Below are 23398 nucleotides of genomic sequence, written 5' to 3'. Positions count from 1 at the left end.
ACTGTGACATTGATGGATGTAAACATAGGGCGGTTCGGGCCGGAACGCAAGTGTCTAGATGTGGCGCTCTAGGGGAAGCGTATGGTCGGGGGAAAAGACGGCGCGCAGCGCAGAACCCCCATCCGGCGGGGTGTTCGGGCGTTCTGGCAGAACCGCGCGAGGGCTCGCGCGGCTAAAGATATGAGGAAAGAGAGGGGCGTGGGCGGCGCGCCTAGGTGGTGCCCGACCTGCGCGTCGTGCGGATCGGCTTGGCCGCGGGCCGCGGCGTCTTGCGGGCCGGGGCGAGCGCAACGGGGGCCTTCTTCGCCGCTGTCTTGCGCGCGGCGCGCGGCGCTTCCTGCGCCTGCGGCTCTTTTGCCGCTTGCCCGCCGAGCGTCTTGTCGAGGATCGTCGCCACCCGGCCGCCCAGGTAGTTGCTCGACTGTTCCTCCAGCGCGCGCAGGATCTCGTTCTCGACGAACACGCTGGAGAGCGGCCGCAGCCGCCAGATCGCGTCGACGAGTGCCGGCATGTCGGTGGCCGGGGGCAGCGCGCCCGCGTCGTAGCGGTCCAGATGCCGCACGACCATCTCGACGAGCAGCTTCGCGATGGCGTCGAAGTGCGGCCTCGCCTCTTCCAGCACCTTCAGCAGATCGCGCGCGGGGATGCCTTCGCGTACCGTTGCCGCCGCGGCGTCGAGCACGGCCGGATTGCGCGCGACGAACGAGAGCCCGCGCCGCTCCAGCAGCCCCAGTTCCCCGAGCCGCGTGAGCTGGCCCGGCGCCTGCGGCCCGAACATCTTGACGAGCTGGCGGATCGTAAAGGTCTTCGGCCGCGCGCTGGTCCAGCGCCCGCCAATCGCGTTTTCGAGGCCGAGGATCGAGCGCAGGTCGCCGCCGTCGTCGATGGCCTTGATGAGATCCTGAATGTTCGAGAGCGTGTAGCCGCGCGCGAGCAGATGATTGATGAGCTTCAGCCGCGCGACGTGCGAATCGTTGTAGATGCCCACGCGGCCGCGCTTCTCGGGCGGCATGAGCAGATCCCGGTCCTGGTAGGCGCGCACGTTGCGCACCGTGGTCGCGGCCACGCGTGCGAGTTCGTCGACCGTGTATTCGTTCTCGGTCGCGCGTTCGGGCCTGGCTTCGGCGCTGGAAGTTGGGGGCGATTTCGGCATGCGTCGATTTTAACGCGAGCCGATCGACCGGCGCGAGAAGGGCGCGCGGCAATAGCATGCATAGCGTGCGCTCGCCCACGGTCGCGCGGCGGATCATGACCGCATGTCAGAAGCGGTAAGAGACGGCAAGGAACGAGATGATCGGGTCTGCGGAAAGATCCGATTTGCTCACGGCGAGTTCGGTGCCGTCCGCGGCCTTTACGATTACCGACGAGGTGGTCTTCAGCGGAATGTACGTGATCGAGGCGACGAGGCCGAGATGCGCCGTGATGTTGTATTCCGCGCCGGCGTTGAACACCGGCTGCCACGACGCCGACGCTTTCGCGCTCACCTGCGTCGGTCCCGGCTTGCCGGCGCCGGCGGCGAGCACGGAGCCGAGGTCGTTCTGCGTGGCGCTCACGAAGTTCGGATTGAGCTGGACGTCCGAGAACCAGTTGTACGACACGCCGATGCCCACGAACGGCCGGAATTTCGCGTCGGCGTCGCGGAAGTAGTACTGGAAGAGCAGCGCCGGGCTCCACTGGCGTACGCTCGTGACGATCGGGTTGGCCGCGGGATCGGAAAGGTTCTGGCTGCCGAGCGCGCCCGCCGGGCCCGGTGGCTTGATCGTGCCGTGGCCGTAGAGCTTGAACGTGGGCGGCACGCCGGCCACGGTCGTGATCGCGATGTGGTCGGTCAGGAAGTGGCTGAAAGTGAGGCCGACCGTGTCCGCGTTCGTGGTCGAGAGGCCCGTGCCCGGCGACGTGAAGCTGTTCGGCAGGCGCAACGGCGTGTTGATCGGCACGGGCGCGACGTTGGTCGTGAGCGGCGTGCTCGATCCTTGCGGCGCCACATGGAACCAGCCCAGCACGGCCACGTTGTCTCCCGCCTGCTGCGCGTGAGCGCTCATGGAAAGTCCGGCGGTCAGCGCCGCCATGACGATGCGTCTCATTCTTTCCTCCCAGGTTCGGGTATGCCTGCCCGCGCGCGGCATCCGGCGGCTTCCGGCTTCTTCACCGGCCTGCCGGTCCCTGCGCGCCTTCCGGTTCGGCCACCGCGTTGCGCGGCGGTCGTCGGGCGGCTACCTCATCAGCACGGACCCCGGAGCATCGGGGTCTCTTCTGTACTGCTTATTGAACGAATTATTGAACGAATGCGCCGACCGTGAAGTACGGCGCAGACGGGGTGCTCATGTCGAGGAAACCGAACACGCCGACCGTGAAGATCATCTTGCCGGTGGGCGTCGAGCCGGTCGAGGCGCCGACATGCGTGGTGGTCACGACGCCGGGCACGGTTTCCGTGAAGCTGAGATCGAGTGCCGTGGCGAGCGCCGCCTGCGAAGCATTGAACGGGTCGAGCAGCGTGGCCTCGGTGCCTTCGAGCGCCGTGGTGCGATAGTCGAACTGGCTGTCCACGCCGATGTATTCGCCGTCCTGCGAGTCCACCGCGACGGCCGCCTGCGGCGCGAGCACCGAAATGCCGGACTCGTCGTCGGCGACCGGGCCCGTTGCGCCGCTTTGCGGATCGGTGCCGATGTACGGATACGCTACGCCCCGGCGCACGAGCACCGGCACGAGCTGGCCGCGCAGCTTGCCGACGATCATGAAGCCTTTCGCGGCCGGTTGCCCCGTGACGAGCGTCGGCTTGGCCTGGCCGAGGAAGTGGTCGGTCTCGAATGCGCCGCTGCCGTCGGCCGATTGCGCGAGGTTCGTGCCGGGCTGCTGGCACGTGCCGGCGTTGATGCCGGTGTTGTCGCACTCGGTCCAACTGCCATCCGCGTTGATCGTGATCTTGGCGTCGACGGGCACCGGCAGGAAGTTCTGCGAGGGCACCTGGTGATAGCCGAGCTGGTTCCAGACGCCCGCGACGTCGGCAATGTTGGTATCGATCGACGAGAAGCCGATGAACGGGTAGTACGGGAACGTCGTTTCAGGCACGACGCCTACGCCGCCCGTGCCCGCATAGGCGATCTCGGCGCCGGGAATCGTACCGCCCGCCACGCCCTCGCCGATGAACACGCGCGCAAGCCGGGTGGGGTCGAGGCTCGCGCCGTTGAGCTGGTAGGCGCACTGGTTGAGCTTCTGCGTGGGCAGCCCGGTTTCCTGGGTGAGCGTGCCCGTGGCGACCTGGCCCTGACGCGTGGGCGTGACCGTGCCGGTGGTTTGCGGGATCGGCGACTCGACGTAGGTGATCTGCCAGGTCATTTTGGTCGTGTCGAGCTGCAGCTTCACGAGTTCGCCGTCGCCGCCGCCGCCGGTATAGACCGTGCCGTAGTCGAGCGTGGTGGGGCACAACGCGGCCGCCACCGGCGCCGGGCTGCTGCTGCCGCCGCCACCGCCGCCACCGCCGCCGCACGCGGCGAAGAGCGGTGCCGAGATGATAAGCGCCGCAAAAAGCTTCTTGTTCATACTGCTTCTCCGGATCGTTTTTTGTGTCCGGGACCGGCTCCCCTCCGGCCGGTCCTCTCCCTGGTCCTGCTCGGTCAGTTGTTTAGCAAGCCGAAGCGCATGCTATTGCGGCTGAATCAGCGCACCCACGCCGAAATAGGGCGAATTCTGGGTGGTGCTGTTCGCCGAGGTCGGCGTGACGCCGCCGTTCTCCTCGCCGTTGATGAAAACGCCGTAGAGGCCGCCCACGGCAATGAGACTGCCCGCGTTGCCCTGCGAGTCCGTCACGCCGATCAGGCCCGGATGCGTCTGGGTGTAGTCGAGCGCGAAGGTGCTTTCGGTCGTCATCGTCGAAGGCTTGAGGAAGCCGCCTTGCTGATCGTTGATGAGCGCCGCCGTGTAGGCGAAGTTCGAATCGGCGCCGATGTAGCTGCCGTTGAACGCGCCCGACGTGAGCGCCGTGGCGGGCGCGAGCAGCGCAATGCCCGATTCGTCGTCGATCTGCGGGATGAGGTTGGTGACGCTGATTTCCGCCACGTGGCCCGTGCGGACGACGACCGGCACGATAGCCCCGTTCAGCTTGCCGAGAATGAGGTGCGCGCTTGCCGTGGGGCTGCCGAACAGGGCGTTGGACGGCGTTTCGATCTGCGGGGCGTCGGTGCTCGTGAAGTAGCTGCCGTTCGGGTCGGCCGCCCACGTATTCGAGGCAGTCTCGCAACTCGTGTTGGTCGCGCCGCTCGGCACACTGCAGTTTCCGCTGCCGTTGTAGGACTCCTGAACAACTTTGGCCGCGGCGGCGAATTTACTCGACGGCACGATGTGATAGAGCAGCGCGTTATACGAGCCCGCGAGATCGGTAATGCTCGTGCTGACCGTGGAAAAGCCGATGAACGGATAGAAGTCGAAGGTACGCGCAGGCTGGTTCGGGAACAGCAGATTTGCCTGGGAATCCCCATCGATATCGACCGTTGCGCCCGGTATGCCGCCGCCCGCCACGCCGAAGCCGACATAGATGGTGGGCGGATTCTGGGCGTTGTACGCGGTCGTATAGCTCGCGCCGTTAAGCGTGCCGGTGCCGGCCTGGAGCTGGAACGCGCAGGCGATCTGCGAAGCCGAGGGGAGCGAGCCCGAAGGCGGATGCTGCACGGCGCCCGTGATCGTGAGCCCGGTGCGCGTGTTCTGCACCGAACTCGACGCGATTGGAATGGGTGACGCAAGCCACGTGAGCTTGTACGTCATGGTTGTCGGATTGATGCTGAGGCTCACGACTTCGCCGCTGCCGGCGCCGCCGAGATAGGTGTTGGCCGCGATCTGTGAATCCGTGGGGCACAAGGCCGTGGCGGCGGGCTGGCTCGTGGGCGGCCCTTGATTGGCGCACGTCGAGCCCGAGCATTGCGCGGGCGAGATGGGACCCGGGTTGCTCGCGTTGCCACCTCCGCACGCGAGCAGCAAAGGACTGGCGACCATGGCTAGCGCCACGCCGCGGATCTTATCCAACATGCGTTGCCTCCCTGTATCTAGTTATGCGAAAGAGAGTGAATCATGACATCAGCGGCTGTCAATTGAACGAACCGTCTAAATCCGGGCAGTCCGCCTGAACGGCTTGTCCTGTCTTGGTTTGCGAACGAGACACCGGGGTTTGTCCTGATGTGCCGAAGCGGTATCAAGGAGACCGAAGCGGCGCGCGGAGCAAACGGTGTTCCCGTGCGCACGGAACCGTGCGAATCGACAGCGGATTGAAAGAAGTTGCGCATTTAATTGAGAGACGCAGAGAGATGCGGTGCAACGTTGTTGGGCCTGCGGGAGCCATCATGCAAAACCTGATTGCAATATCGGCCATTGGACTGTGCGTGTTGCTGCCGTCGGCCACGGCATTCGGGCGAACCGACACGTGCAGGAAGGCCAGCGAGCAGGACATCGCTTCGCTGTTCGACCGCTGGAACGCATCGCTTCAGACGGGCGACCCGGACAAGGTCGTGGCGAACTACGCGACGCGCTCCATTCTGCTGCCGACGGTGTCGAACAAACCGCGGCTCACGCCGGAAACCAAACGGGACTATTTCGTCGTATTCCTGAAGAAGAAGCCGGTGGGCAAGATCGACTCTAGCTGGATCGAGATCGACTGCAATACGGCCATCGACGCCGGGCTCTATACGTTCACGTTCGGCGACGGGTCGATCGTGCATGCCCGATATACGTTCACGTACCGATGGAACGGCAAACGCTGGCTGATCACGAGTCATCATTCGTCGGCGATGCCCGAATCGCAATGACCAGCCTTGCGCGCGAATGGTGAGGATGTTCGGAGTGCGCTCGCTCACGGTCGGTGAGCTGGGGTGAGGACTTTCGGGAGCCGTTTGTGCGAGCGCACACCACTTCGCTCGATGCGGCTCACGTGAGAGCTGGCTCGCTTGTTACCGCGTTTCCGGATCTCCGAGGTGAGAATCTGCGGGAGCCACTTCTTCACTGCGGTGCGTTAGCGTTCATCAGAAGTGGAACGGTTAGGGGTTTTGTGGAGCCTGCGTCACCTTTGCCTGATCGTCTTAAAATTCGAAGGTGAGCTTGTTCGGGATCGGCCCGTCCGACCGCGATCGTCCGGCGATTCACGCTATAGTCATTCGTGCTGCGACGCAGCAGGCGCGTTGCGCGGTGGCCCGATTGCCCCGTGCCGGCGCGCCCGGTTCCAGGCCGCGCCGCGCGGCCCGCAACGGAGTCCTGAGATGGGCATTCTCGACCGGCTTTGGCATCCACGCGCCAAAGCGCCTCCCGTGACGCCGCAGATTCGCGCGCTGATCGAACGTTTGCTGGTGCTGAGCCCCTCGCTGAAACTGGCGGACGGTTTTCGCGAGCGCGTGATGCCCGCGCTGGCCTGCTCGGTCGACTACGTGAGCGGCATCGTGCGCGACTTGCCGCCGGCGCGCGAAGCCAGCGCGTCGAACTGGCTCGGCGACCCCTATATTCACGCGTTCTTCGCGGCGCCGGACGAAATCGGGCGTGTCCTGAGCCATTCGCCGGAACTGCACGCGTGGTTCAAGGCGCATCCGCTCGCGCACGAAACCTGGGCCGTGCTGAGCATGGCGATGACCGAGCGCCGCGTGCTCGGCGCGGAACAGGTGGGCGACACGGTGCATGCGGACGTCGCCCGGACGACGCTGAGTTTCGACGATCATCAGGTGCGCGTGTGCGGCGAAACGGAAAGCGATCTGCGCGACCAGATCGTACAGCGCGTCGTCGAGCAGATTGCGCTGGAGGGACTCGCGCAGATCAGCGCCGACGAGTCGCGCCGCGATGCGCTGGTGGAAGAGCGCGCGCTGCTGAAGACGCGCCTGCAACTGCTCAAGCGCCAGGGGGCGGGTACGCACCGGATGCTGGGCGTAGGCGAGGCCGGCGACGCTGCGGAATTCGTCAGGCTGGAGGCCGAAATCGCGGAGAACGAGCGGGCGCTGGGCGAACTCGGTTTGCGGACCGATGCGCTCGCGCGAGAACTCGACGTGATTTGCGATGTGCTCGATCATCCCGCGCAGCACACGCATGTCGAGATGAAGCGCGTGTGCCTGAATCCGATGAACGTAGTGATCGATGCCAGTGCGGCTGCGGACAGCGCCGGAATCGTGTTTCCGCTCGCGCGCCTGCCGGCCAGCCCGCAGGGCGAGCGTGCGTTTTCGCTCATTCGTTTTGCTCGCGTCGACCTCGTGCAGTCGCCCCCTGTGCTGAAGGAGAACCGCCATTTCGTGATCTGAGGTGAGCGTTTTCAGGAGGGTGAGCGCAAGCGCCAAGGCTATCGCACGCTGGCATACCGGTCGGCATTGCTCTGCCTCGATGTCGGCGCATGATCTCGTCATGCAACGGGGAAAGATTTCCTGGCAGTCCCAGGTTCGTCGAAGGGAATCTTGCTGACCGGGCCGGATAATGGCGCGATTCATTGCGCCGTAGCGCATCGACGGCTACAGGTGAGCCTTTTCGGGAGCACGAGCGGCGGTGCGCGCTTGATCATGCGGTGGTTGCAAAAAACGCGGGACTGCAAGCGCCATTCGTGCGCGCCTGCACCTCGCGGCGCATGCCCCACTGCGTCAAAGGTGAGCTTTTTCAGGAACCCGGCATGGCCCATGCCGTTACGCCGTCGCGGTCGATCGAAAAGCGCCGTGCGCCTTCCGTCGTGCGCGGCGCGTCTTCGTCGGCGACGTCGAAGGCCTCGTTGCCGATCTCGATCGTGACATAGCGGTCGCCATGCCGCAGCGCGTAGCCGGCCGGCGTCCCGGTCCACGCCCCGTCGTTCGCCGCGCGCAGCGCACGCGGAGACACCCGCCACATCACGCGCGTGCCCACGGCGAGCGAAGCGTCGCCGCACGGCAGACGCAGGCCCTTGACCGTCTCGATCTCGCCCGGCACCCGCACAATACCCTCGCCGACGTTGTGCAGGCCGAGCAGCTCGGCCACGCGCAGCGTAGCGGGTCGGGCGAAGACTTCGTCGATGGGGCCGGCCTGCAGCACGCGGCCCTGTTCGATCACGAGCACTTCGTCGGCAAGCAGCGCGGCTTCGTCGGGATCGTGGGTGACGATCACCGTCACCGCGTCGATCTCGCGTTGTAGCGCGCGCAACGATTGCTGGAGGCGCCGGCGGCGCGGCGTGTCGAGCGCGGCGAACGGCTCGTCGAAGAGCAGCAGCTGGCTGTGACGCGTGAGCGCGCGCGCGAGCGCGACGCGCTGGCGCTGGCCGAACGAGAGCTCGCGCGGCAAGCGGCCCGTGAGCGTGTCGAGGCCCAGGTGCGCCAGCCAGTAGCGCGCGCTGGCGGCGTCCGCGCTCACCGGAAACGCAAGCTGCTGCGCGACGGTCATGTGCGGGAAGAGGCCGTAGTCCTGCGGCATGTAGCCAATCTGGCGGCGTTCGGGCGGCAGCGCGCCCAGGTCGGTGCCGCCCAGCGTGACCGATCCCGCGTCGTTGGGCTCGAGGCCCGCGATGATACGCAGTGCGAGCGATTTGCCCGAGCCCGACGGCCCGATGATGGCGAGCCGTCGCGTGACGGGCCGCCACGCCACGTCCAGGCTGAACGTGCCAAGCCTCCGCTCCACCTCGAACGCGAGGCGCAAGGCGGCCGCCACGCGCACGGGTGCGGCCGGCGCGAAGCTGGCGGGCTCGTCGCCGTTGTCGTGCGAGGCCGCGAGCGCCGGGCGCACGCCGCGGCTATAGACGGAGAGCGCGGCGCAGACGATTGCGATGGCGAGCGTCGGCAGCAGGAGCGGCATCATCGCGGGCAACCCCTGGCCGCCGAACACGACGTATGTATAAACGGGCAGCGAGTAGGGATGGTACGCAACCATCACGGTGGCGCCGAACTCGCCGAACGCGCGCAGCCAGGCAAGCGCGAGCCCGGCGCGAATCGCCGGCCATGCGATGGGCAGCGTGACGCGAAGGAAGCGGCTGCCCGCGTGATGGCCGAGCGTGGCGGCGACGTCGTCGTAGACGGGATCGACGGCCGAGAATGCGGAACGCGCGGCGATGATCAGAAACGGCGCGGCGACGAAGGTTTCGGCGAGCACGATGCCTGTGAAGGAATCGGTGAGCGTCCCGCCGAAGAGTTGGCCGATCGCGCTATACGGGCCGACCAGAAAGAGCAGCAGCACGCCGCTCGTGAGCGGCGGCAGCGCAAGCGGCAACTGCACGACGAAGCCTAGCAGCGCCACCGTGCGCGAGCGCGAGCGCGCGAGCCAGTAGCCGAGCGGCACGCCCAGCACGAGGATGACGAGCGCCGCGACGCTTGCGCTCGCCACCGAAACGCCCACGGCCGACCCCATCGTGGGCCAGTCGACGCCCTTCCAGTCGGCCGCGCCGATCTGCGGGATGCTGGCGACGAAGGGTGCGCAGAGATAGACGGCGAGCAGCGCGCCGAGCCACAGCAGCGGACGCGCGGCGCCTGGCCTCTCGGCGCGTTGCTTCACGGCTATTGCGCGGCGTCGATCACGGCCTGCACCGAGGGCGGAATGGCCGAGCTGTTGCCGTGCACGGCGGGCTTCGTCACGTCCACGCCGTGTTCGGCGAGCAGCTTGCGACCCTCGGCGCTCAGCAGGAAGTTGACGAAGCGCGCGGCGCCTGCGCTGTTCGGCGCATTGTTGAGGATCGTGAGCGTGTAGTTCGCCTTGATGTTCAGCTCGGGTGCGGGATGGATCGAGGGGATCTTGAGGTCCGAAGTTTCGGTCGAGTAGAAGAAGCCCGCGTCGAGCTGGCCGGACTGCAGGCGGCCGACCAGCGTTTCCTCGGGCAGGACCTGGTCGGGATTCTCAGGCGTACCGAGCGTTTTCTCGACGAGGTCCGGCTGGTGGTAAGCCTCGGCCGCCTTCGTCATGAGTTCGACGGTGAAGGCGCCCTTCGGATCGAGCTTGGGATCGGTGCGGCCAAGACGCAGGCCCGGCTCGCGCAGCACGTCGTCCCACTTCTTCGTCTTGAAGTCGGCGGCGAAACGGCTCTTCGGGCTATAGCCGATCAACAGCGGCGACTCCGCGAAGTCGACGTACCACGAAACGTAGTTGCCGTTCGCCTCGCCCATCAGGTTGGCGTTGACCTTGGGGCTCGCGCTGATGAACACGTCGCCGCGCCGCAGCTTGCCCTTGACCTCGTTGGCAATCTTGTTCGAGCCGGCCGCGTAGCCCTTGAAGTGCAGGCCCGTTTCCTTTTCGAATGCCGGACCCACGCTCTTTTCCATGAGGTTGACGAGCGAGCCGGCGTACAGCACGTTGACGTCATTGTTGTCGGCCGCCGTGGCGCTCGCGCTCGTACCGAGCACGCCGGCGACCACGACCACAGAGGCAATCAGCTTGCGAACCATGTTGGTTTCCCCGCAGCGTTATAAAGGTCGATATATTACGCTGGACTCACGGCTCCCTGCACCTGGCCGGATGGCCAATTTTTACTATCACGCCTGTGCATGACGAGGATGCGCTTGTACACTGAATCTCCTCCATTCAACCCGAGCTGCGTTCGCGTCTTGCCGCGAGCGCGCGACCCACGAGGGAGACGCTCATGCGTACCAGCGCCCGTAATCATTTCTCCGGCCAGATCAGCGCGGTCAAGGCCGGCGCCGTCAACGACGAAGTGACGCTGCGCGTCGACGGCGGTCTCGAGATCGTCGCGATCATCACGCACGGTAGCGCAGCGTCGCTTGGCCTTGCGGCCGGCAAGCCGGCGTTCGCGCTCGTGAAAGCTTCGTCGGTGATCGTCATGGTGGATGGCGATGCCAGCAAGGTGTCCACGCGCAATGTCGTGGCGGGCCCGGTTGCCTCGGTCACGAAGGGCGCCGTGAACGCCGAGGTCGTGATCGCCGCGCCCGGCGGCGCGCAGATCGCGGCCATCGTGACCAACGAGAGCGCCGATCGCCTCGGCCTCGCGGCGGGTAAGCCCGCCTCGGCGCTGTTCAAGGCGTCGAGCGTGATCGTGGGAGTGGACGGGTAGGTCGGGCCAGCACCCGCACGTCGACGGCCATGAACGTAGCGCCGGTTCAACCGCCCGACTTCGAGCTTCGCGCCGCCGCACGCAGCGCCGAACTGCTGGGCATCGACAACGCGGCAGCGCACGCGCCGCCTGTCTTCGATGACCGGCTCTTCGCCCGGCTCGTCGCCGCGCGCGAGGTGCGCGGCGAACTCGCGCTGCTCGGACTGACGGCCGGGCAACTGGCGGGTCTCGCGAAGCGTCACTTCGCAGCGGATGCGGTGGTGCCGCTTGCGCAGCCAGCCGGGAAAACCCTCGCGAACGTCGTCGACGAAACGGGTGCAGCCTACGCGGCCTCGATGCGTGATTTCCTGATCGCTCACGCCGCGCCCGAGGTCGGCAGCGAGGACGCTCGCTGCCTCGCGGCTATCGTCGCGAACGCCTGCCTGCGCCCGGATCACCTGTGGCGCGATCTCGGTCTTTTCGGCCGCGGCGACGTTACCGCCATGCTCGAACGCTACTTTCCCGCGATGGTTGCGCGCAACGTCGAAGGCTTGCGCTGGAAGAAGCTGCTCGCTCGCGAACTCGCGCTTGCCGCAGGCGCCACGCCCGGACCGGCACCGGGCTGCCCGGGCTGCGAGGACTTCGGCTTCTGCTTTCCGCCCGGGCCATGAAGGTCAGGGCGAGTGCCGAAGTGTCGAGGGCTGGGCGCAACGGCGCGGACGACGCATCGTGTATGCTTGCGCGCATGACCCAACCCGCAAACGATCGTCCATCGACAAAGACGCCCGCAGCGGCGTTACCCGAAACCAGCATACCGGCGAACGCGGCGCAGGGCGGCCCGGAGGTGCGCTTGCGCATGCGCATCCTGAAGGAAGGCACGATTGCGCTTGGGCCCGGCAAGGTCTCGCTGCTGGAGGCGGTGCGCGAGCACGGCTCGATTTCCGCCGCGGCGCGCAGCCTCAACATGTCCTATCGCCGGGCCTGGCTGCTGATGGACGAACTCAATCGCGCGCTCACTTCGCCCGCCACCGTATCCGAGCATGGTGGACAGAGCGGTGGCGGCAGCACGCTGACGCCCGTCGGCGAGGAAATCATCCGGCTCTATCGCGGTATCGAGGCACGCGCGGCCGCGGCCTGCGCGCCCGAGATCGAGGCGCTCACGCAGCTCGTGAAACGCTAAGCGGCACCGCCGTCGCCGGCTAGCCGTGGCGCAGGCAGAAACGCGAGACGGGCACGGCGGTCAAGGTCGGCGCCGCATCGGCATAGAGCCGCATCATCAGTTCGACAAAACTCGCAAGGCTTGCCGTGCGCAGCGGGTGGTAAGTCACCTGGTGCCGTTCGCACACGCGCTTGAGCGTGTTCATCGAGTCGTGATCGACACAATCCACCGGAAAGACCGCGAGGTCGGCGCCCGCGAGTGCCGCGGCGAGCAAGCCCTTGCGGTCCTCAATGCCGCCGTCGTGCACGCCCAGCTCGCCGCCCGCCGATTCCACCCAGCGCTTCAACGCCTGGTGCGATCCGGGCCGGCCACCGACATAGACGATCCGTTTGCCCTTCAGCGCGTCCTGTGGCAGCGTGCGGGCCGTACCGCTCGCGCTGCCCGCGCCCTCGGGCTGCGCGGCCAGCTCCATCGCGCGGGTTTCCGCGCGCAGCGCGTCGATCAGGGCGTGGGCCTCGTCGAGTTGCGCGCGCAGCGTGGCCAGCGAGACTTCGTCGGCGGTTGCGCGCTGCTCGGCGGCTTCGCGGCGGCTCGTTTCGAGGGCGAGGCGCGCATCGCGCGCGGCAAGCGCCTCGCGCAGCGACATCAACTGTGCGTGCAGCGGTCCGTCTTCCTCGTGGTCCGCGCGCGTGGCCGCGCGAACCTGAAGCTCGGCGAGCGCCTCGCGTGTCGTGTCGCGCTCGCGGCTCATCTCGTGAAGACGCGCCTGCTGGCGCTCGGCTTTTGCCTGGAGCGTCGCGTTTTCCGCTTCGAGCGCGACGAGCCGGCGCAGGTCGGCGCGATTGGCCGCGCCGACGAGATGCGAGAGCATGTGCAGCTCGCCGAACGCGGCCTGCCGCACTTCCATCGTCGTCGCGGGATGGGTCATGAGCGCCCAGTAGGCGGGCGGGATGTCGCCGTTCGCGAGCGATTCGTTCCAGAGCGCAAGCACGGCTTCGCCGTCGCGGGCGGCGGTGAAGCGGCGCAATGCTCCCGCATAGCGTGCGTCGAGCGCCTTCTGCAGGGCCTTGCCGCCGGCGCCGCCTTCGATCGCCAGCTCGACGGCCGCATGGTGGATCTCGAGGTCGCTCGCGCGCTGCGGATTGAGCGGCGTGAATTTCGGCACGAGCTTGCGCAGTTCGTGCGTGCTGAGGCACGTGCCGATGATCGAGCAATGCAGATGGTGGTCGAGTTCGGCGAGCCGCGTGCGGCGTCGCGCGCGTTCCAGATCGGTCTGGCTTGGGCCGCAGCAGGGGGCGGCAACGCGCAGCGGCGCGCTCTCGTCCGGCTGCGCAGTGCCCGGCGTGCGGGCGAGGCGAAACGGCGGTGCGTGCGAGGGTGCGTGCATGAGTGATCTCTGATCCGGTGGAACTCCGGGCCCGGTTGAACGCCAGGCAGCGCGGGCACGCCGCGCCATGTCGACGCAATATACCACGGAATATAACGAGGCTCGGGCTACCGGTGGACTTGCCGCGCGAGCACATGCTCGACACCGAGGCCGACAAACAGCGCATCCAGCCGCTCCAGTTCGGCGAGGGTCTGCCGCATCGCCAGTATGTCGCGGCAGAACGCGTCGGAGAACAGGACGTCGCGGGTTCTGTCGAGCTGGCGCGCGTCGCGGATCGCACGCTTGAGTTCGCGTGGCCGGAGGCATCCGGCGTTTTCGCCATGTGGCGCGAGCGTGGCGAGGAGCGGTAGCAGCGAGGTGTCCGCCGGGGCGCAATCCGCATCCGGGGCGAACAGGCGGTTCAGGCGGCAAAGGCTGTCGCGCAGGCGCCCAAAGGCATCGATCACGTCGCGGATCAGTTCCGCGCGTTCGTGACCGGCCGCCGGCCGCAGCGCCGTGATGGTTACCTCGAAGCCGTCCGCCGCGCGCGGCTGCGTGCTCGACCAGTTCGGCCGATTTGGCCGATTTGGCCGGGCGGCGCTCGGGCGCCGGGGGCTTGCCAACCCACACCTCCATGCACGTGGAACGCCGGCCGCTACGACGGTGAGCAGCCTGGCGATATATCCGTAAGAATACATCGAATGCGGGAAGGATGAGTAGTGCGCTCATGAGCCGGCCAGCCGTTTCCCGGTATGCTTTCACCGGAGCGGCGGCCTGCCGGCCGCCTGCCCGGTTTCCATTTCCTGTTTCTTTTCATTCATGCAAACGTCGATTACCGCGAGGAGGCGCGCCCGATGCGCGTAGGCCGGCCCGTCAAGGCGCTGCCGCAGCCGCTGTGCGATTACTGCGGCGCGAAGGCGCAGCTCGCGCGTCATGGCGACGAAGCGTATCCGTATCGCGAGGACCACGGCCCGCTGTGGCTTTGCGCGGCCTGCGAAGCCTGGATTGGCGTGCCCGCGCGCAGCACGCGCAACGTGCCGCTCGGGCGCCTGGCCGACGCGGCGCTGCGCGACGCGAAGAGCCGCCTGCACGATGCGCTCGAACCGCTCGTCGCAGCCAAGGTGCGGCGCGACGGCGTGAACGCCTTCGAGGCGCGCGGCCGCGCGATGCGCTGGCTTGCCGGCGAACTCGGCTTCGATCTGCCCAATCCGTCTATCCACCATCTGACACTCGAGCAGTGCGAAGCGGCCATCCGCCATGTCGAGGCCTTCGTCGCGTCGCGCCGCGGCCCGGCGCAAGCCGGCGAGCGCTGAACCGGCGTTACCTTTTGCGCGCGCGAACGGCGCGCCTGTCACTGTTAGTTACATTCGCGCGTGCGGATGCCGCTCAACCTTCGGCGCGACGTGCCGTTATTGCACCAAATCAGTTTATTTAGTGCTCTTTATGGCCAGGACCATCCCCTTCCCGCGTCAGGCGCAAGCGGCTCAGGCCCGCCGCAACAAGGCGATGCTGTTGCCGATCCCGCGTGCGAGCGCCGACGCGCTCGCGCTCCAGGTGCATCTGGCGCTCGCATCGCTGCGCGACGGCGGCGCCGACCGCGACGCCCAGGCGCTGCTGCATGCGCACGTGCTTGCGGCGTCGATGGCCGAAGCCGGCTACGGCGCGCTCGCGCAGGTGCAGGTGTCGGCTGCCGATGCGGCGCTGCTCGCCTGTTACGAGCGCGGCCGCACGGGCGCCGGCTGGCGGCTCGACGGCGCGGAGTTCGATGCGCTGGCGGCCATCGTGACGATTTACGACGAGCAGTTGCAGCGCGCGCCGCTGTGGGTGCTCACGGAGGCGAGCGAACGGCTGGAACGCATGGGCACGACCGGGGCGGCGCAGCCCATGCGCAGGCTGGCCTGAGGCGGTATGCGGCAGGCATGCGACGTGCGGTCTGCTGAGAGCCTCCGGAAAGCAACCTGAAAGCGGTGGGAGCGAGGCCGTCCGCGATCTGCCCTCAACGCGCTACCTGCCCCGCCAGGCCGCGCCGTGGCGGCATTGGCACGGCATTTGACGCGCTGCGCAAATCGTGTTGACTTCCGGTGTGCAGCGTGACTAAAATTCGCCCGTCTTAACAAAAGGGGCTGACGCCTTGGACAGTAGCAGTTGTCGATCTTCGAAGAGTTTCGCTGCCTGACCGGCAGGACGTCCGCGCTCCTTTTCTCAAGCCGCCGTCTTGCCAGCAGGCAGATGGTGCGCGTCCAGCAGTAAATCCTCGTGCATCCTTGTTAGCGTCATCCAGACGCGGTTCGCGCTTTTCGCGTTCGCTTATGCGTTGCTAAGCGTCGTCGTTGCGTGCTGCATCTGGCTGCGCATTTGTCTGCGCATTTGTCTGATATCGCGCCGCATGCCGTTCCGGGTGCGCGGCACGGTTGGCGTGTTGCGCCCGTCAGCAGACGCCGGTCACGCCCCCTGCCGCCAGTTCGCGCTCGCCGCGCGCCGGCGGAACCTGAGGGCGCGCCTGCTTCGGGGCTAAAGCGAAGTCCGGCACGCATGGGCGTACCGGGCTTCGCCTTCCATCCAGTTTGTCAGTGCATCAACATGATCCAGTTCAATCGCTCTATGCGAACGACCCGCCGCGCGGTGCGCGCGCGTGGTGTCCAGCGTAAATACGGCACGGGAGGCCAGTAATGGATTTCGGCTTCAACCTGAACCGCACGGCCAACGCTTCGGCGTGGCGCGTGCTGCCCAATCGCTGGGACTTCATCGCCTTTCCGCTCATCATCTGCCTGATCGCGATGGCAGCCATCGGCTTTCATCAGACGCTCGCGCCGATGTCGACGCTCAAGACCCAGGTGATCTCGACCGACCCGCGCATGCTGCCCGAGTATGCGCTGCGCACCACGCTGCGCATGCTTGCGGCCATGGTGGCGTCGCTGGTCTTCACGCTGATCTACGGCACGCTCGCCGCCAAGAGCCGCCGCGCGGGCCAGGTGCTGGTGCCGATCCTCGACATCCTGCAGTCGGTGCCGGTGCTCGGCTACATCTCGTTTACGGTGACGTTCTTCCTCGCGCTGTTCCCGGGCCGCGTACTGGGCGCCGAGCTGGCCGCGATCTTCGCGATCTTCACGAGCCAGGCGTGGAACATGACGTTCAGCTTCTACCAGTCGTTGCGCACGGTGCCGCGCGATCTGGACGAAGTGTCGAAGGGTTTCCACCTCACGAGCTGGCAGCGCTTCTGGAAGCTCGACGTGCCGTTCTCGATGCCGGGCCTCATCTGGAACATGATGATGTCGATGTCGGGCGGCTGGTTCTTCGTGGTGGCTTCGGAAGCGATCACGGTGGGCAACAACACGATCACGCTGCCGGGCATCGGCGCGTATCTGGCCCAGGCCATTTCGGACAAGAACCTGGGTGCGGTGGGCTGGGTGATTCTCGCGATGACGGTCGTGATCATCGCCTACGACCAGTTGCTGTTCCGCCCGCTCGTCGCATGGGCCGACAAGTTCCGCATGGAAACGACGAGCTCGGGCGACGCGCCGGAATCCTGGCTGCTCGATCTCGTCCGCCGCACGCGGCTGATCCACCGCCTGCTGGTGCCGATGGGTATAGTGCTCGCCACGCTCGCGCGCATTCCCATTCGCGTGCAACTGCCGAAAGCGATGCCCGTGGTGAGCACGAAGCGCAGCAAGGCCACGGTCGTCGGCGACATCGTCTGGGGCATCCTGGTCCTCGCGCTGACCGTGTACGTGGTGTGGCGCGTGGTGGCCTACGTGCGCACCGGCGTGACGCTCGACGAAGTGGGTCACGTGCTCGTGCTCGGCCTCATTACGCTCCTGCGCGTGTTGCTGCTGATCGTGATCGCCTCGGTGATCTGGGTGCCCATCGGTGTGCTGATCGGCCTGCGCCCCGCGCTCGCCGAGAAGATCCAGCCGCTCGCGCAATTCCTGGCCGCCTTCCCGGCGAACCTGCTGTTCCCGGTGTTCGTGATCGTGATCGTGAAGTTCCACCTGAACCCGGATATCTGGCTCTCGCCGCTGATCGTGCTCGGCACGCAGTGGTACATCCTGTTCAACGTGATTGCGGGCGCGAGCGCCTATCCGAACGACTACCGCGAAGTGGCGACGAACTTCGGCATTCGCGGCTGGCAGTGGTGGCGCAAGGTCATGCTGCCGGGCATCTTCCCGTACTACATCACGGGCGCGATCACGGCGTCGGGCGGCGCGTGGAACGCGAGCATCGTTTCGGAGTTCGTCCAGTGGGGCGACACGAAGGTGCAGGCGCACGGTCTGGGCGCCTATATCGCGCAGACCACGGCCGCCGGCGACTTTCCGAAGATCATCCTGGGCATTGCCGTGATGTCCCTGTTCGTTACGCTGTTCAACCGTACGTTGTGGCGTCCGATGTACGCCTACGCCGAGTCCAAGCTGCGCCTCGACTGAGAGTAGACCGAAATGCTGAATTCCAAGACTGTTTCTCCCGACCTGATCGCGCCGACGCGTCCCGCCACCGGTGCGGAGGTTCTCTCCGTGCGCAACGTCTCGCGCGGTTTCGCGAAGACCGAAGACGAACGGCTCGTGCTCGAAGACGTGAACCTCTCGCTGCGCGAGGGTGAGATCGTCGGGCTGCTGGGCCGTTCGGGCTCGGGCAAGTCCACGCTCCTGCGCATCATCTCGGGCCTCATCGAGCCGAGCGGCGGCGAGGTGGACTGGCTGGGCAAGCCGCTCGACGGTCCGGCCGAAGGCGTTTCGATGGTGTTCCAGACCTTCGCGCTGTTTCCATGGCTGACCGTCCTGCAGAACGTGGAAGCGGGCCTCGAAGCGCAGGGCGTGGCGGCTCGCGAGCGCCGCGAACGTGCGCTGGCCGCCATCGACCTGATCGGTCTGGACGGTTTCGAGAACGCTTACCCGCGCGAGCTTTCGGGCGGCATGCGCCAGCGCGTGGGCTTTGCGCGCGCGCTCGTGGTCGATCCGTCGCTGCTGCTGATGGACGAACCGTTCTCCGCGCTCGACGTGCTGACCGCCGAAACGCTGCGTACCGACCTGCTCGACCTGTGGACGCAGGGCCGCATGCCGATCAAGTCGATGCTGATCGTCACGCACAACATCGAGGAAGCGGTGTTCATGTGCGACCGCATTCTCGTGCTCTCGTCGAACCCGGGCCGCATCGTGGCCGAGATCAAGGTGCCGTTCAAGCATCCGCGCAACCGTCTCGACCCGGTGTTCCGCAAGCTCGTGGACGACATCTACGCGAAGATGACCGCGCGCGAGACGGCCGCCTCCACGCCGAGCCAGCTCGAAGTGGGCAGCCGCCTGCCGAACGTGTCGACCAACATCATGGCCGGTCTGATCGAGACGCTCGTGGCCGCGCCGTACCACGGCCGCGCCGACATGCCGGAAATCGCGCGCACGCTGCATCTGGAGGTGGACGACCTGTTCCCGATCGCCGAAATGATGCAGTTGCTGGGTTTCGCGGACGTGCGCGAAGGCGACCTGCTGCTCACGCCGCCGGGCCGCGTGTTCGCCGAGTTCGGCACGCAGGAGCGCAAGATGATGTTCGCGGATCACCTGTTGCGCAACGTGCCGCTCGCGGCGCGCATCAAGAAGGTGCTCAACGAGCGCCCGGGGCACCGCGCGCCGCGTGTGCGCTTCGAGCAGGAGCTGGAAGACTTCCTCTCCGACGGCGCCGCCGAAGAGACGCTCGACACGGCGATCGACTGGGGCCGTTACGGCGAGATCTTTTCGTACAACGACCAGTCGGAGATCTTCAGCCTCGAGGACGTGGAAGGCTGATCCGATCGTCGCAGGAGCCGGCCGGCTCTTGCCGTTCACCGAAGGCGCCCGCAGGGGCGCTTTTTTTTGCGCTTTCTCTTATCGAACGGTGAGCTTCTTCGGGAGATACCGCGCGGCTTGTGCACTGCATCGTGGCGCCGCGCGTAGGTCATTGATTGGACTGGAAAGTTCGCCACGCCGGGCGATGCGCGAGGTGGCCCGCTGTGGCTTGAGGTGAGCGTTTTCGGGAGCGAGACCCCGCGCCGTCACTTCAAGCGGCTGTTGCGCCAGCTACGCGGCGTCATGCCGAAACGCGAACGGAACCAGTCCGTGAAGGAGCCTTGCTGCGTGTAGCCCAGCAGCGACCCAACAGCGACCCAGCAGCGCCGAAACGCGCCCGGCACCTTGCGTGTGCCGGGCACGGCTCAGGACGGCTTGCGGCCCGCGCCGCGACCGTCGCCCGACGATCCGTTGCGCGACGCCTTTTCGTCCTGCGCAGAGGGTTGCGCGCGGCGCATGCCGCGCGCCATGTCCTCGTGCGAACTGCCGACGTCGTCTCCTTCGTCGGCGTTCTCGGGTCGGCGGCCTTCGACATCGACGCCATCCGGCATGCCCACGAGGAAATTACGCTGCGGGTTCGCCAGTTCGATGCCGCGTTCCGTGAAACGCAGCAGCACGCGGCGGTTGAACTCGCGCTGCACGCCCCAGCGCCCCGAGTCCTTGCACTGGATCTGGCCCACGAGGGTCACGCTCGCGCCATCCACCTGGTCCACGCCCCAATAGGCGAAGTCGCTGAGGATGCCTGACTTGTAGGCGTCTTCGTTGCGCAGTTCGGCACCGATTTCCTTGAGCGTGTCGATGGCGCGCTGCAGGTCCGCGCCATGCGCGATCATCACCTTCACCGCCGCATTGCCGATGCCGCGGTTCGTGTTGTTGACCGTCGTCACCGAACTGAACGGCACCGTGTAGAGCGAGCCGTCGCCGCCGCGCAGGCGCACGGTGCGGATCGAGAGAAACTCGACCGTGCCCGAAACGCCCGCCACCGTGACCCAGTCGCCGACCTGCATGGCGTTTTCGGTAAGCAGGAAGATCCCGGTGATGAAATCCTGCACGAGTTTTTGCGAGCCGAAGCCGAGCGCGACGCCGAAGATACTTGCGCCCGCAACGAGCGGCGCCGTGTTCACGCCCAGTTGCGAAAGCGCGGTGAGCCCGACGATGACGAAGATCGAGACGAAGAGCGAGGTGCGGAACATCGGCAGCAGGGTACGCAGGCGGGCGGCGCGCACGTAGTCTCCGGCATCGGTCCAGGCTTGCAGGCGGCGGTCGGCGGCGGCGTTCGCGGCCTCCCAGATCACCACGGCGACGACGATGGCCACGAAGATCGTCACGATGGCCGAGCCGAGCAGACGGCCGATGGGCGCATTCACGATCAGGCGGCCCGGATGCAGGCCCCAGATGTGCATCAGCACGTCGAGCATGACGAGCCCGATGACGGCCAGCGCGAGCCGCCGCAACGCGGGGTAGTAGCGGTAGGCGCGGCGGCGGCCGACCGACATGTCGTCGCGGTTGCCTTGCGGATCGAATACGCGGCCGAGGGCGCCCAGCACGACGATGGCGACCACGCGCCCAATCAGCAGCACGACGAGCGAGATGCCGCCCGCGTGCACGAGTTCGCGATAGCCGCCGCGCAGATCGAGGGCCCAGACGAGCCACAGCGCCATCACGACGAAGATGCCGACGCCGGCCCAGATGTCGGCGAACCAATGCGTGAGGTAGGCGAGCGAGCCGTTCTTCGGCGCCCAGCGGCGGATGGCGGCGGCCACCGGCCGGTAGCACTGCAGGATCATCACGGCGAGCGCGAGGTGACCGATCAGCGCGACGATTTTCACGAGGGCGAGATGGGCATCTTCGGTCATGCCGAGCGGCACCGCGGCGTTCAGTATCCCGCCCAGGCCGCCGATGACGACGATACGCACGGTCCAGCGCTGCGCGAACGCGGCAGCGGTGTCGGAGAACGGCACGAGGCGCAGGGCTTCGGCGTCGGGCGCGAACAGCAGCGCGCCCACGGCGATCACGATGCGGCAGATCACGTAGGTATCGACGAGTTCGCCGACGGCCGCCGCCGCGGACGCATCGTCCGGACCGAACAGCGAGAGCACGCCTGCCGCGCACAGGCCAAAGGCGAGCACCGGCAGTAGTTCGAGCGAGGCGAGCAGGAGCGCCGCGGGCAGACGCTGCAGGCGCTTCCAGTGGTGCGCGCTGCGGTTGCGCAAGCGGGTGGCGAGCGACGTGGCCTCGGCCGTGGCGTCCTCGGTGGCGGCGGCAGCGGCGAGGGTGGCGCGGGCAGCGGCGCTGGCGCCGGCATTGGCGTTCGGGCCCGCATCCGGATCGCCGCCGGCAGCGGCCGTGGGATCGGCGGGTTCCATGCCGGCGGCAGCGCGCAGGGCGTCTTCCCGAGCTTCCTGGGTCTCCTGAGCATCTCGCGCGGCGTCGGGCGTGGGCGTCGCGCGCCTGCCCTCGTGCCCGTTTCGCGTAGCCGCGGCCTCGGCATGCGCAATGATCGCCCGATGCGGCCTGCCGATGAAGCGGCGCACGAGGGCATCCACGAGCAGCGCGGGCACGAGCGTGAGCAGCAGCACGCGCAGCAGGCCGAGCAGCATGGCGTGCCCTTCCGGTGTGCCGAGCCGTTCGGTCCACCACGAGCGCGCCGAGCCGACATCGAAGAGCGCCTTGCGCGCGTGGATCAGGCGTTCGCCGAGCATCTGCGCGCCGTGGGCGGCGTGCCTCGCGATCTGCAGCACGAGCCCGTTCGAACGCAAAGCGTCGTCGAGGGCGGCGGAGGCCGCCGTGGGTGCCGAGGCGGAAGGGGTGGCGCTCGCTGCCGCGGCGGCCGGCGCGGGGGCCGAAGCGGGCGTGGCCAGCGCGCCGGCCGCTGCGATGGCGCGCAGCGTGTCTTCCACGCGGTCGCGCTGGGCCGGGTCGTCGAGCACCTGCAGCGCGGCGTGCGCCTGGGCAGGGGTCAGAGCGACAGGGGCGGCGGGGTTGGTGGGCCTGGCCGTGGAGGCAGGCGCGGCGGCGGACGGCGCGGCCCCGGCGGCATTCATCCAGAGCGGACACGCAAGCGCCGCGAGGGACAGGATGCATAGGGCGCACAGGGCGCGCAGGCGAGAAAAACGGGAGATCCTTTGCATGGGAGAAAACGGGTCGGGCGTCGAAGACATCGGAGGATGCGGAAGCCACAGCAACGCCGTAGGCCATTCCGCGCGGTCATTCGACATGCGATTGCAAATTTCGTGCCCCGGGATTCGGGGCATCGGGGCGCTTAAACGTAACTGGGCGTAACCGGGCGCAATGACGCACAACGACGAGCGAGTGTGTACTCACTTTAACGCATGCGCAGCGCCGGCGGCAGTTAGCTCGCTTCGTTCTCGCGCCACGTCGCGAGTATGCGCTGCTTTGCTTCCATGAGCGCCCCGGCATGCGCTTCGACGTGCTGGCGGATGCGCTCGGTCGGCCCGCCTACCGAAATACCGTAGAGATCGCTGCCGAAGTCGAGCGCCACGGCCACTGCCGAAAGCTCCGGCGCGCTTTCGCCGATGTTCGCGCACCAGCCGCGCGCGTGCGCTTCGGCGGCCTGATCGACGAGCGTGGCGAGGTCGCCTGTCGTGGCTTCGGTGAGGCGCTCGAAGACGAGCTTCGCCCCGAGCGCCTGCTGGGTCCCGGCATCGAGCTCGCCGAAGATCGCCTTGCCGATCGAATTCGCGTGCAACGGCCGCAGCGCGCCGGGCGGCGGCGCATAGCGCACGGCTCGTTCCGATTCCACCACGTCGAGGTAGACCACGGCTGTGTCGTGCAGCTTGGCGAGTACGGCTGTCTCGCCGGTTGCGTCGCGCAGCTCGACGAGGTGCGGATGGAGCATCTCGACGACGGGATCGACGGCGTCGATGGCGTTCGCAATCAGTTGCAGCCGGCGGGTCGGATAGTAGCCCCCGCGCTTGCGCACTTCGTAGAGATAGCCCCGGCTCACCAGCGTACGCACGAGCGCGAGGCAGCTCGACGCAGGCACGTTCAGAAGCCGCGCCAGTTCGGTAAGCGGCAGGGGCCGCTGTTCGGCGGCGAAGCGCTCGAAGAGATCGAGCGTGCGGGCAACGAGTTTGACGTCCATGAGGGGTGGGGCAGTT

Annotated in this window: 19 protein-coding genes and 1 pseudogene; 9 read left to right on the top strand and 11 right to left on the bottom strand. The window is 67.2% G+C overall.

The genetic code is table 11. The annotated features are described in order from the left end of the window. Positions 1-211: 211 nt before the first annotated feature. The 4 genes from WJ542_RS23480 to WJ542_RS23465 all read right to left on the bottom strand — a co-directional run bounded on the left by WJ542_RS23480 (position 212) and on the right by WJ542_RS23465 (position 5019). Complete coding sequence (locus WJ542_RS23480) at positions 212-1153, bottom strand: MerR family transcriptional regulator (RefSeq protein ID WP_411191872.1); 942 nt, start codon at positions 1151-1153, stop codon at positions 212-214. A 106-nt stretch (positions 1154-1259) separates the two neighbouring features. Beyond that, positions 1260-2084 carry an OmpW/AlkL family protein gene (locus WJ542_RS23475; RefSeq protein ID WP_411191871.1) on the bottom strand — a complete coding sequence of 275 codons (825 nt, stop codon included), beginning with the start codon at positions 2082-2084 and terminating at the stop codon, positions 1260-1262. Between the two features lie 190 nt (positions 2085-2274). Then, complete coding sequence (locus WJ542_RS23470) at positions 2275-3540, bottom strand: DUF2957 domain-containing protein (protein WP_411191870.1); 1266 nt, start codon at positions 3538-3540, stop codon at positions 2275-2277. Between the two features lie 102 nt (positions 3541-3642). After that, positions 3643-5019 carry a DUF2957 domain-containing protein gene (locus WJ542_RS23465; protein ID WP_411191869.1) on the bottom strand — a complete coding sequence of 459 codons (1377 nt, stop codon included), beginning with the start codon at positions 5017-5019 and terminating at the stop codon, positions 3643-3645. Between the two features lie 311 nt (positions 5020-5330). Between WJ542_RS23465 and WJ542_RS23460 the strand changes: the two genes are divergently transcribed. Then, entirely contained in the window at positions 5331-5792 is a 462-nt protein-coding gene (locus WJ542_RS23460) for a DUF4440 domain-containing protein (protein ID WP_411191868.1), read from the top strand. Positions 5793-6239: 447 nt separating this feature from the next. After that, positions 6240-7259 (top strand): hypothetical protein, encoded by a 1020-nt coding sequence (locus tag WJ542_RS23455; protein WP_411191867.1) that lies wholly within the window; start codon positions 6240-6242, stop codon positions 7257-7259. Positions 7260-7605: 346 nt separating this feature from the next. On the opposite strand, the gene WJ542_RS23450 is transcribed toward WJ542_RS23455, so the two are convergent. Both WJ542_RS23450 and WJ542_RS23445 read right to left on the bottom strand, forming a co-directional pair. Next, positions 7606-9456, bottom strand: a complete 1851-nt coding sequence (locus WJ542_RS23450) for an ABC transporter ATP-binding protein/permease (RefSeq protein ID WP_411191866.1) — start codon at positions 9454-9456, stop codon at positions 7606-7608. 2 nt (positions 9457-9458) lie between these two features. Continuing rightward, positions 9459-10340 carry an extracellular solute-binding protein gene (locus WJ542_RS23445; RefSeq protein WP_411191865.1) on the bottom strand — a complete coding sequence of 294 codons (882 nt, stop codon included), beginning with the start codon at positions 10338-10340 and terminating at the stop codon, positions 9459-9461. Between the two features lie 194 nt (positions 10341-10534). Here WJ542_RS23445 and WJ542_RS23440 point away from each other — a divergent pair, with 194 nt between their 5' ends. The 3 genes from WJ542_RS23440 (at position 10535) to WJ542_RS23430 (ending at position 12122) form a co-directional block, all read left to right on the top strand. After that, positions 10535-10963 (top strand): TOBE domain-containing protein, encoded by a 429-nt coding sequence (locus WJ542_RS23440; protein WP_411191864.1) that lies wholly within the window; start codon positions 10535-10537, stop codon positions 10961-10963. A 29-nt stretch (positions 10964-10992) separates the two neighbouring features. After that, complete coding sequence (locus tag WJ542_RS23435; RefSeq protein ID WP_411191863.1) at positions 10993-11613, top strand: nitrogen fixation protein NifQ; 621 nt, start codon at positions 10993-10995, stop codon at positions 11611-11613. Positions 11614-11687: 74 nt separating this feature from the next. Next, positions 11688-12122: a winged helix-turn-helix domain-containing protein gene (locus tag WJ542_RS23430; RefSeq protein ID WP_411191862.1), complete on the top strand. Its 435-nt coding sequence runs from the start codon at positions 11688-11690 to the stop codon at positions 12120-12122. A gap of 19 nt (positions 12123-12141) precedes the next feature. Here the strand turns inward: WJ542_RS23430 and WJ542_RS23425 are convergent, their stop codons facing one another. Together WJ542_RS23425 and WJ542_RS23420 are read right to left on the bottom strand one after the other, a co-directional pair. Further along, positions 12142-13488, bottom strand: a complete 1347-nt coding sequence (locus WJ542_RS23425) for a DUF2325 domain-containing protein (RefSeq protein ID WP_411191861.1) — start codon at positions 13486-13488, stop codon at positions 12142-12144. 107 nt (positions 13489-13595) lie between these two features. Further along, positions 13596-14090 carry a hypothetical protein gene (locus tag WJ542_RS23420; protein ID WP_411191860.1) on the bottom strand — a complete coding sequence of 165 codons (495 nt, stop codon included), beginning with the start codon at positions 14088-14090 and terminating at the stop codon, positions 13596-13598. 231 nt (positions 14091-14321) lie between these two features. Here WJ542_RS23420 and WJ542_RS23415 point away from each other — a divergent pair, with 231 nt between their 5' ends. From WJ542_RS23415 to WJ542_RS23400, 4 genes are all read left to right on the top strand, one after another. Then, entirely contained in the window at positions 14322-14780 is a 459-nt protein-coding gene (locus WJ542_RS23415) for a zinc-finger-containing protein (RefSeq protein WP_411192532.1), read from the top strand. 130 nt (positions 14781-14910) lie between these two features. Then, entirely contained in the window at positions 14911-15369 is a 459-nt protein-coding gene (locus WJ542_RS23410; protein ID WP_411191859.1) for a hypothetical protein, read from the top strand. A 767-nt stretch (positions 15370-16136) separates the two neighbouring features. Beyond that, the gene (locus WJ542_RS23405; protein ID WP_411191858.1) at positions 16137-17888 is read left to right on the top strand and encodes an ABC transporter permease; all 1752 of its coding nucleotides are present in this window, start codon (positions 16137-16139) and stop codon (positions 17886-17888) included. A 12-nt stretch (positions 17889-17900) separates the two neighbouring features. Then, the gene (locus tag WJ542_RS23400; protein ID WP_411191857.1) at positions 17901-19238 is read left to right on the top strand and encodes an ABC transporter ATP-binding protein; all 1338 of its coding nucleotides are present in this window, start codon (positions 17901-17903) and stop codon (positions 19236-19238) included. A 245-nt stretch (positions 19239-19483) separates the two neighbouring features. Here WJ542_RS23400 and WJ542_RS23395 read toward each other — a convergent pair. The 3 genes and pseudogenes from WJ542_RS23395 to WJ542_RS23385 form a co-directional block, all read right to left on the bottom strand. Continuing rightward, a pseudogene (locus tag WJ542_RS23395) lies at positions 19484-19588 on the bottom strand (AraC family transcriptional regulator); the annotation flags it as partial. Between the two features lie 54 nt (positions 19589-19642). After that, positions 19643-22408 (bottom strand): mechanosensitive ion channel domain-containing protein, encoded by a 2766-nt coding sequence (locus tag WJ542_RS23390; protein WP_411191856.1) that lies wholly within the window; start codon positions 22406-22408, stop codon positions 19643-19645. Between the two features lie 221 nt (positions 22409-22629). Further along, complete coding sequence (locus WJ542_RS23385) at positions 22630-23382, bottom strand: IclR family transcriptional regulator (protein WP_411191855.1); 753 nt, start codon at positions 23380-23382, stop codon at positions 22630-22632. Positions 23383-23398 lie beyond the last annotated feature (16 nt).

Source organism: Paraburkholderia yinzeri (genome assembly GCF_046581065.1).
Lineage (GTDB): Bacteria > Pseudomonadota > Gammaproteobacteria > Burkholderiales > Burkholderiaceae > Paraburkholderia.
The sequence above is the reverse complement of the archived record's forward strand: the minus strand, read 5'-3'. Positions and strand labels throughout refer to the sequence as shown.

Excerpts from the sequence above, each read along its gene's own strand:
- WJ542_RS23465 (WP_411191869.1), bottom strand. The coding sequence starts at position 5,019 with ATGTTGGATAAGATCCGCGGCGTGGCGCTAGCCATGGTCGCCAGTCCT.
- WJ542_RS23385 (WP_411191855.1), bottom strand. The coding sequence starts at position 23,382 with ATGGACGTCAAACTCGTTGCCCGCACGCTCGATCTCTTCGAGCGCTTC.
- WJ542_RS23415 (WP_411192532.1), top strand. The coding sequence starts at position 14,322 with ATGCGCGTAGGCCGGCCCGTCAAGGCGCTGCCGCAGCCGCTGTGCGAT.
- WJ542_RS23390 (WP_411191856.1), bottom strand. The coding sequence starts at position 22,408 with ATGCAAAGGATCTCCCGTTTTTCTCGCCTGCGCGCCCTGTGCGCCCTA.
- WJ542_RS23410 (WP_411191859.1), top strand. The coding sequence starts at position 14,911 with ATGGCCAGGACCATCCCCTTCCCGCGTCAGGCGCAAGCGGCTCAGGCC.
- WJ542_RS23400 (WP_411191857.1), top strand. The coding sequence starts at position 17,901 with ATGCTGAATTCCAAGACTGTTTCTCCCGACCTGATCGCGCCGACGCGT.
- WJ542_RS23470 (WP_411191870.1), bottom strand. The coding sequence starts at position 3,540 with ATGAACAAGAAGCTTTTTGCGGCGCTTATCATCTCGGCACCGCTCTTC.
- WJ542_RS23405 (WP_411191858.1), top strand. The coding sequence starts at position 16,137 with ATGGATTTCGGCTTCAACCTGAACCGCACGGCCAACGCTTCGGCGTGG.
- WJ542_RS23440 (WP_411191864.1), top strand. The coding sequence starts at position 10,535 with ATGCGTACCAGCGCCCGTAATCATTTCTCCGGCCAGATCAGCGCGGTC.
- WJ542_RS23445 (WP_411191865.1), bottom strand. The coding sequence starts at position 10,340 with ATGGTTCGCAAGCTGATTGCCTCTGTGGTCGTGGTCGCCGGCGTGCTC.
- WJ542_RS23430 (WP_411191862.1), top strand. The coding sequence starts at position 11,688 with ATGACCCAACCCGCAAACGATCGTCCATCGACAAAGACGCCCGCAGCG.
- WJ542_RS23455 (WP_411191867.1), top strand. The coding sequence starts at position 6,240 with ATGGGCATTCTCGACCGGCTTTGGCATCCACGCGCCAAAGCGCCTCCC.
- WJ542_RS23460 (WP_411191868.1), top strand. The coding sequence starts at position 5,331 with ATGCAAAACCTGATTGCAATATCGGCCATTGGACTGTGCGTGTTGCTG.
- WJ542_RS23480 (WP_411191872.1), bottom strand. The coding sequence starts at position 1,153 with ATGCCGAAATCGCCCCCAACTTCCAGCGCCGAAGCCAGGCCCGAACGC.
- WJ542_RS23425 (WP_411191861.1), bottom strand. The coding sequence starts at position 13,488 with ATGCACGCACCCTCGCACGCACCGCCGTTTCGCCTCGCCCGCACGCCG.
- WJ542_RS23475 (WP_411191871.1), bottom strand. The coding sequence starts at position 2,084 with ATGAGACGCATCGTCATGGCGGCGCTGACCGCCGGACTTTCCATGAGC.
- WJ542_RS23435 (WP_411191863.1), top strand. The coding sequence starts at position 10,993 with ATGAACGTAGCGCCGGTTCAACCGCCCGACTTCGAGCTTCGCGCCGCC.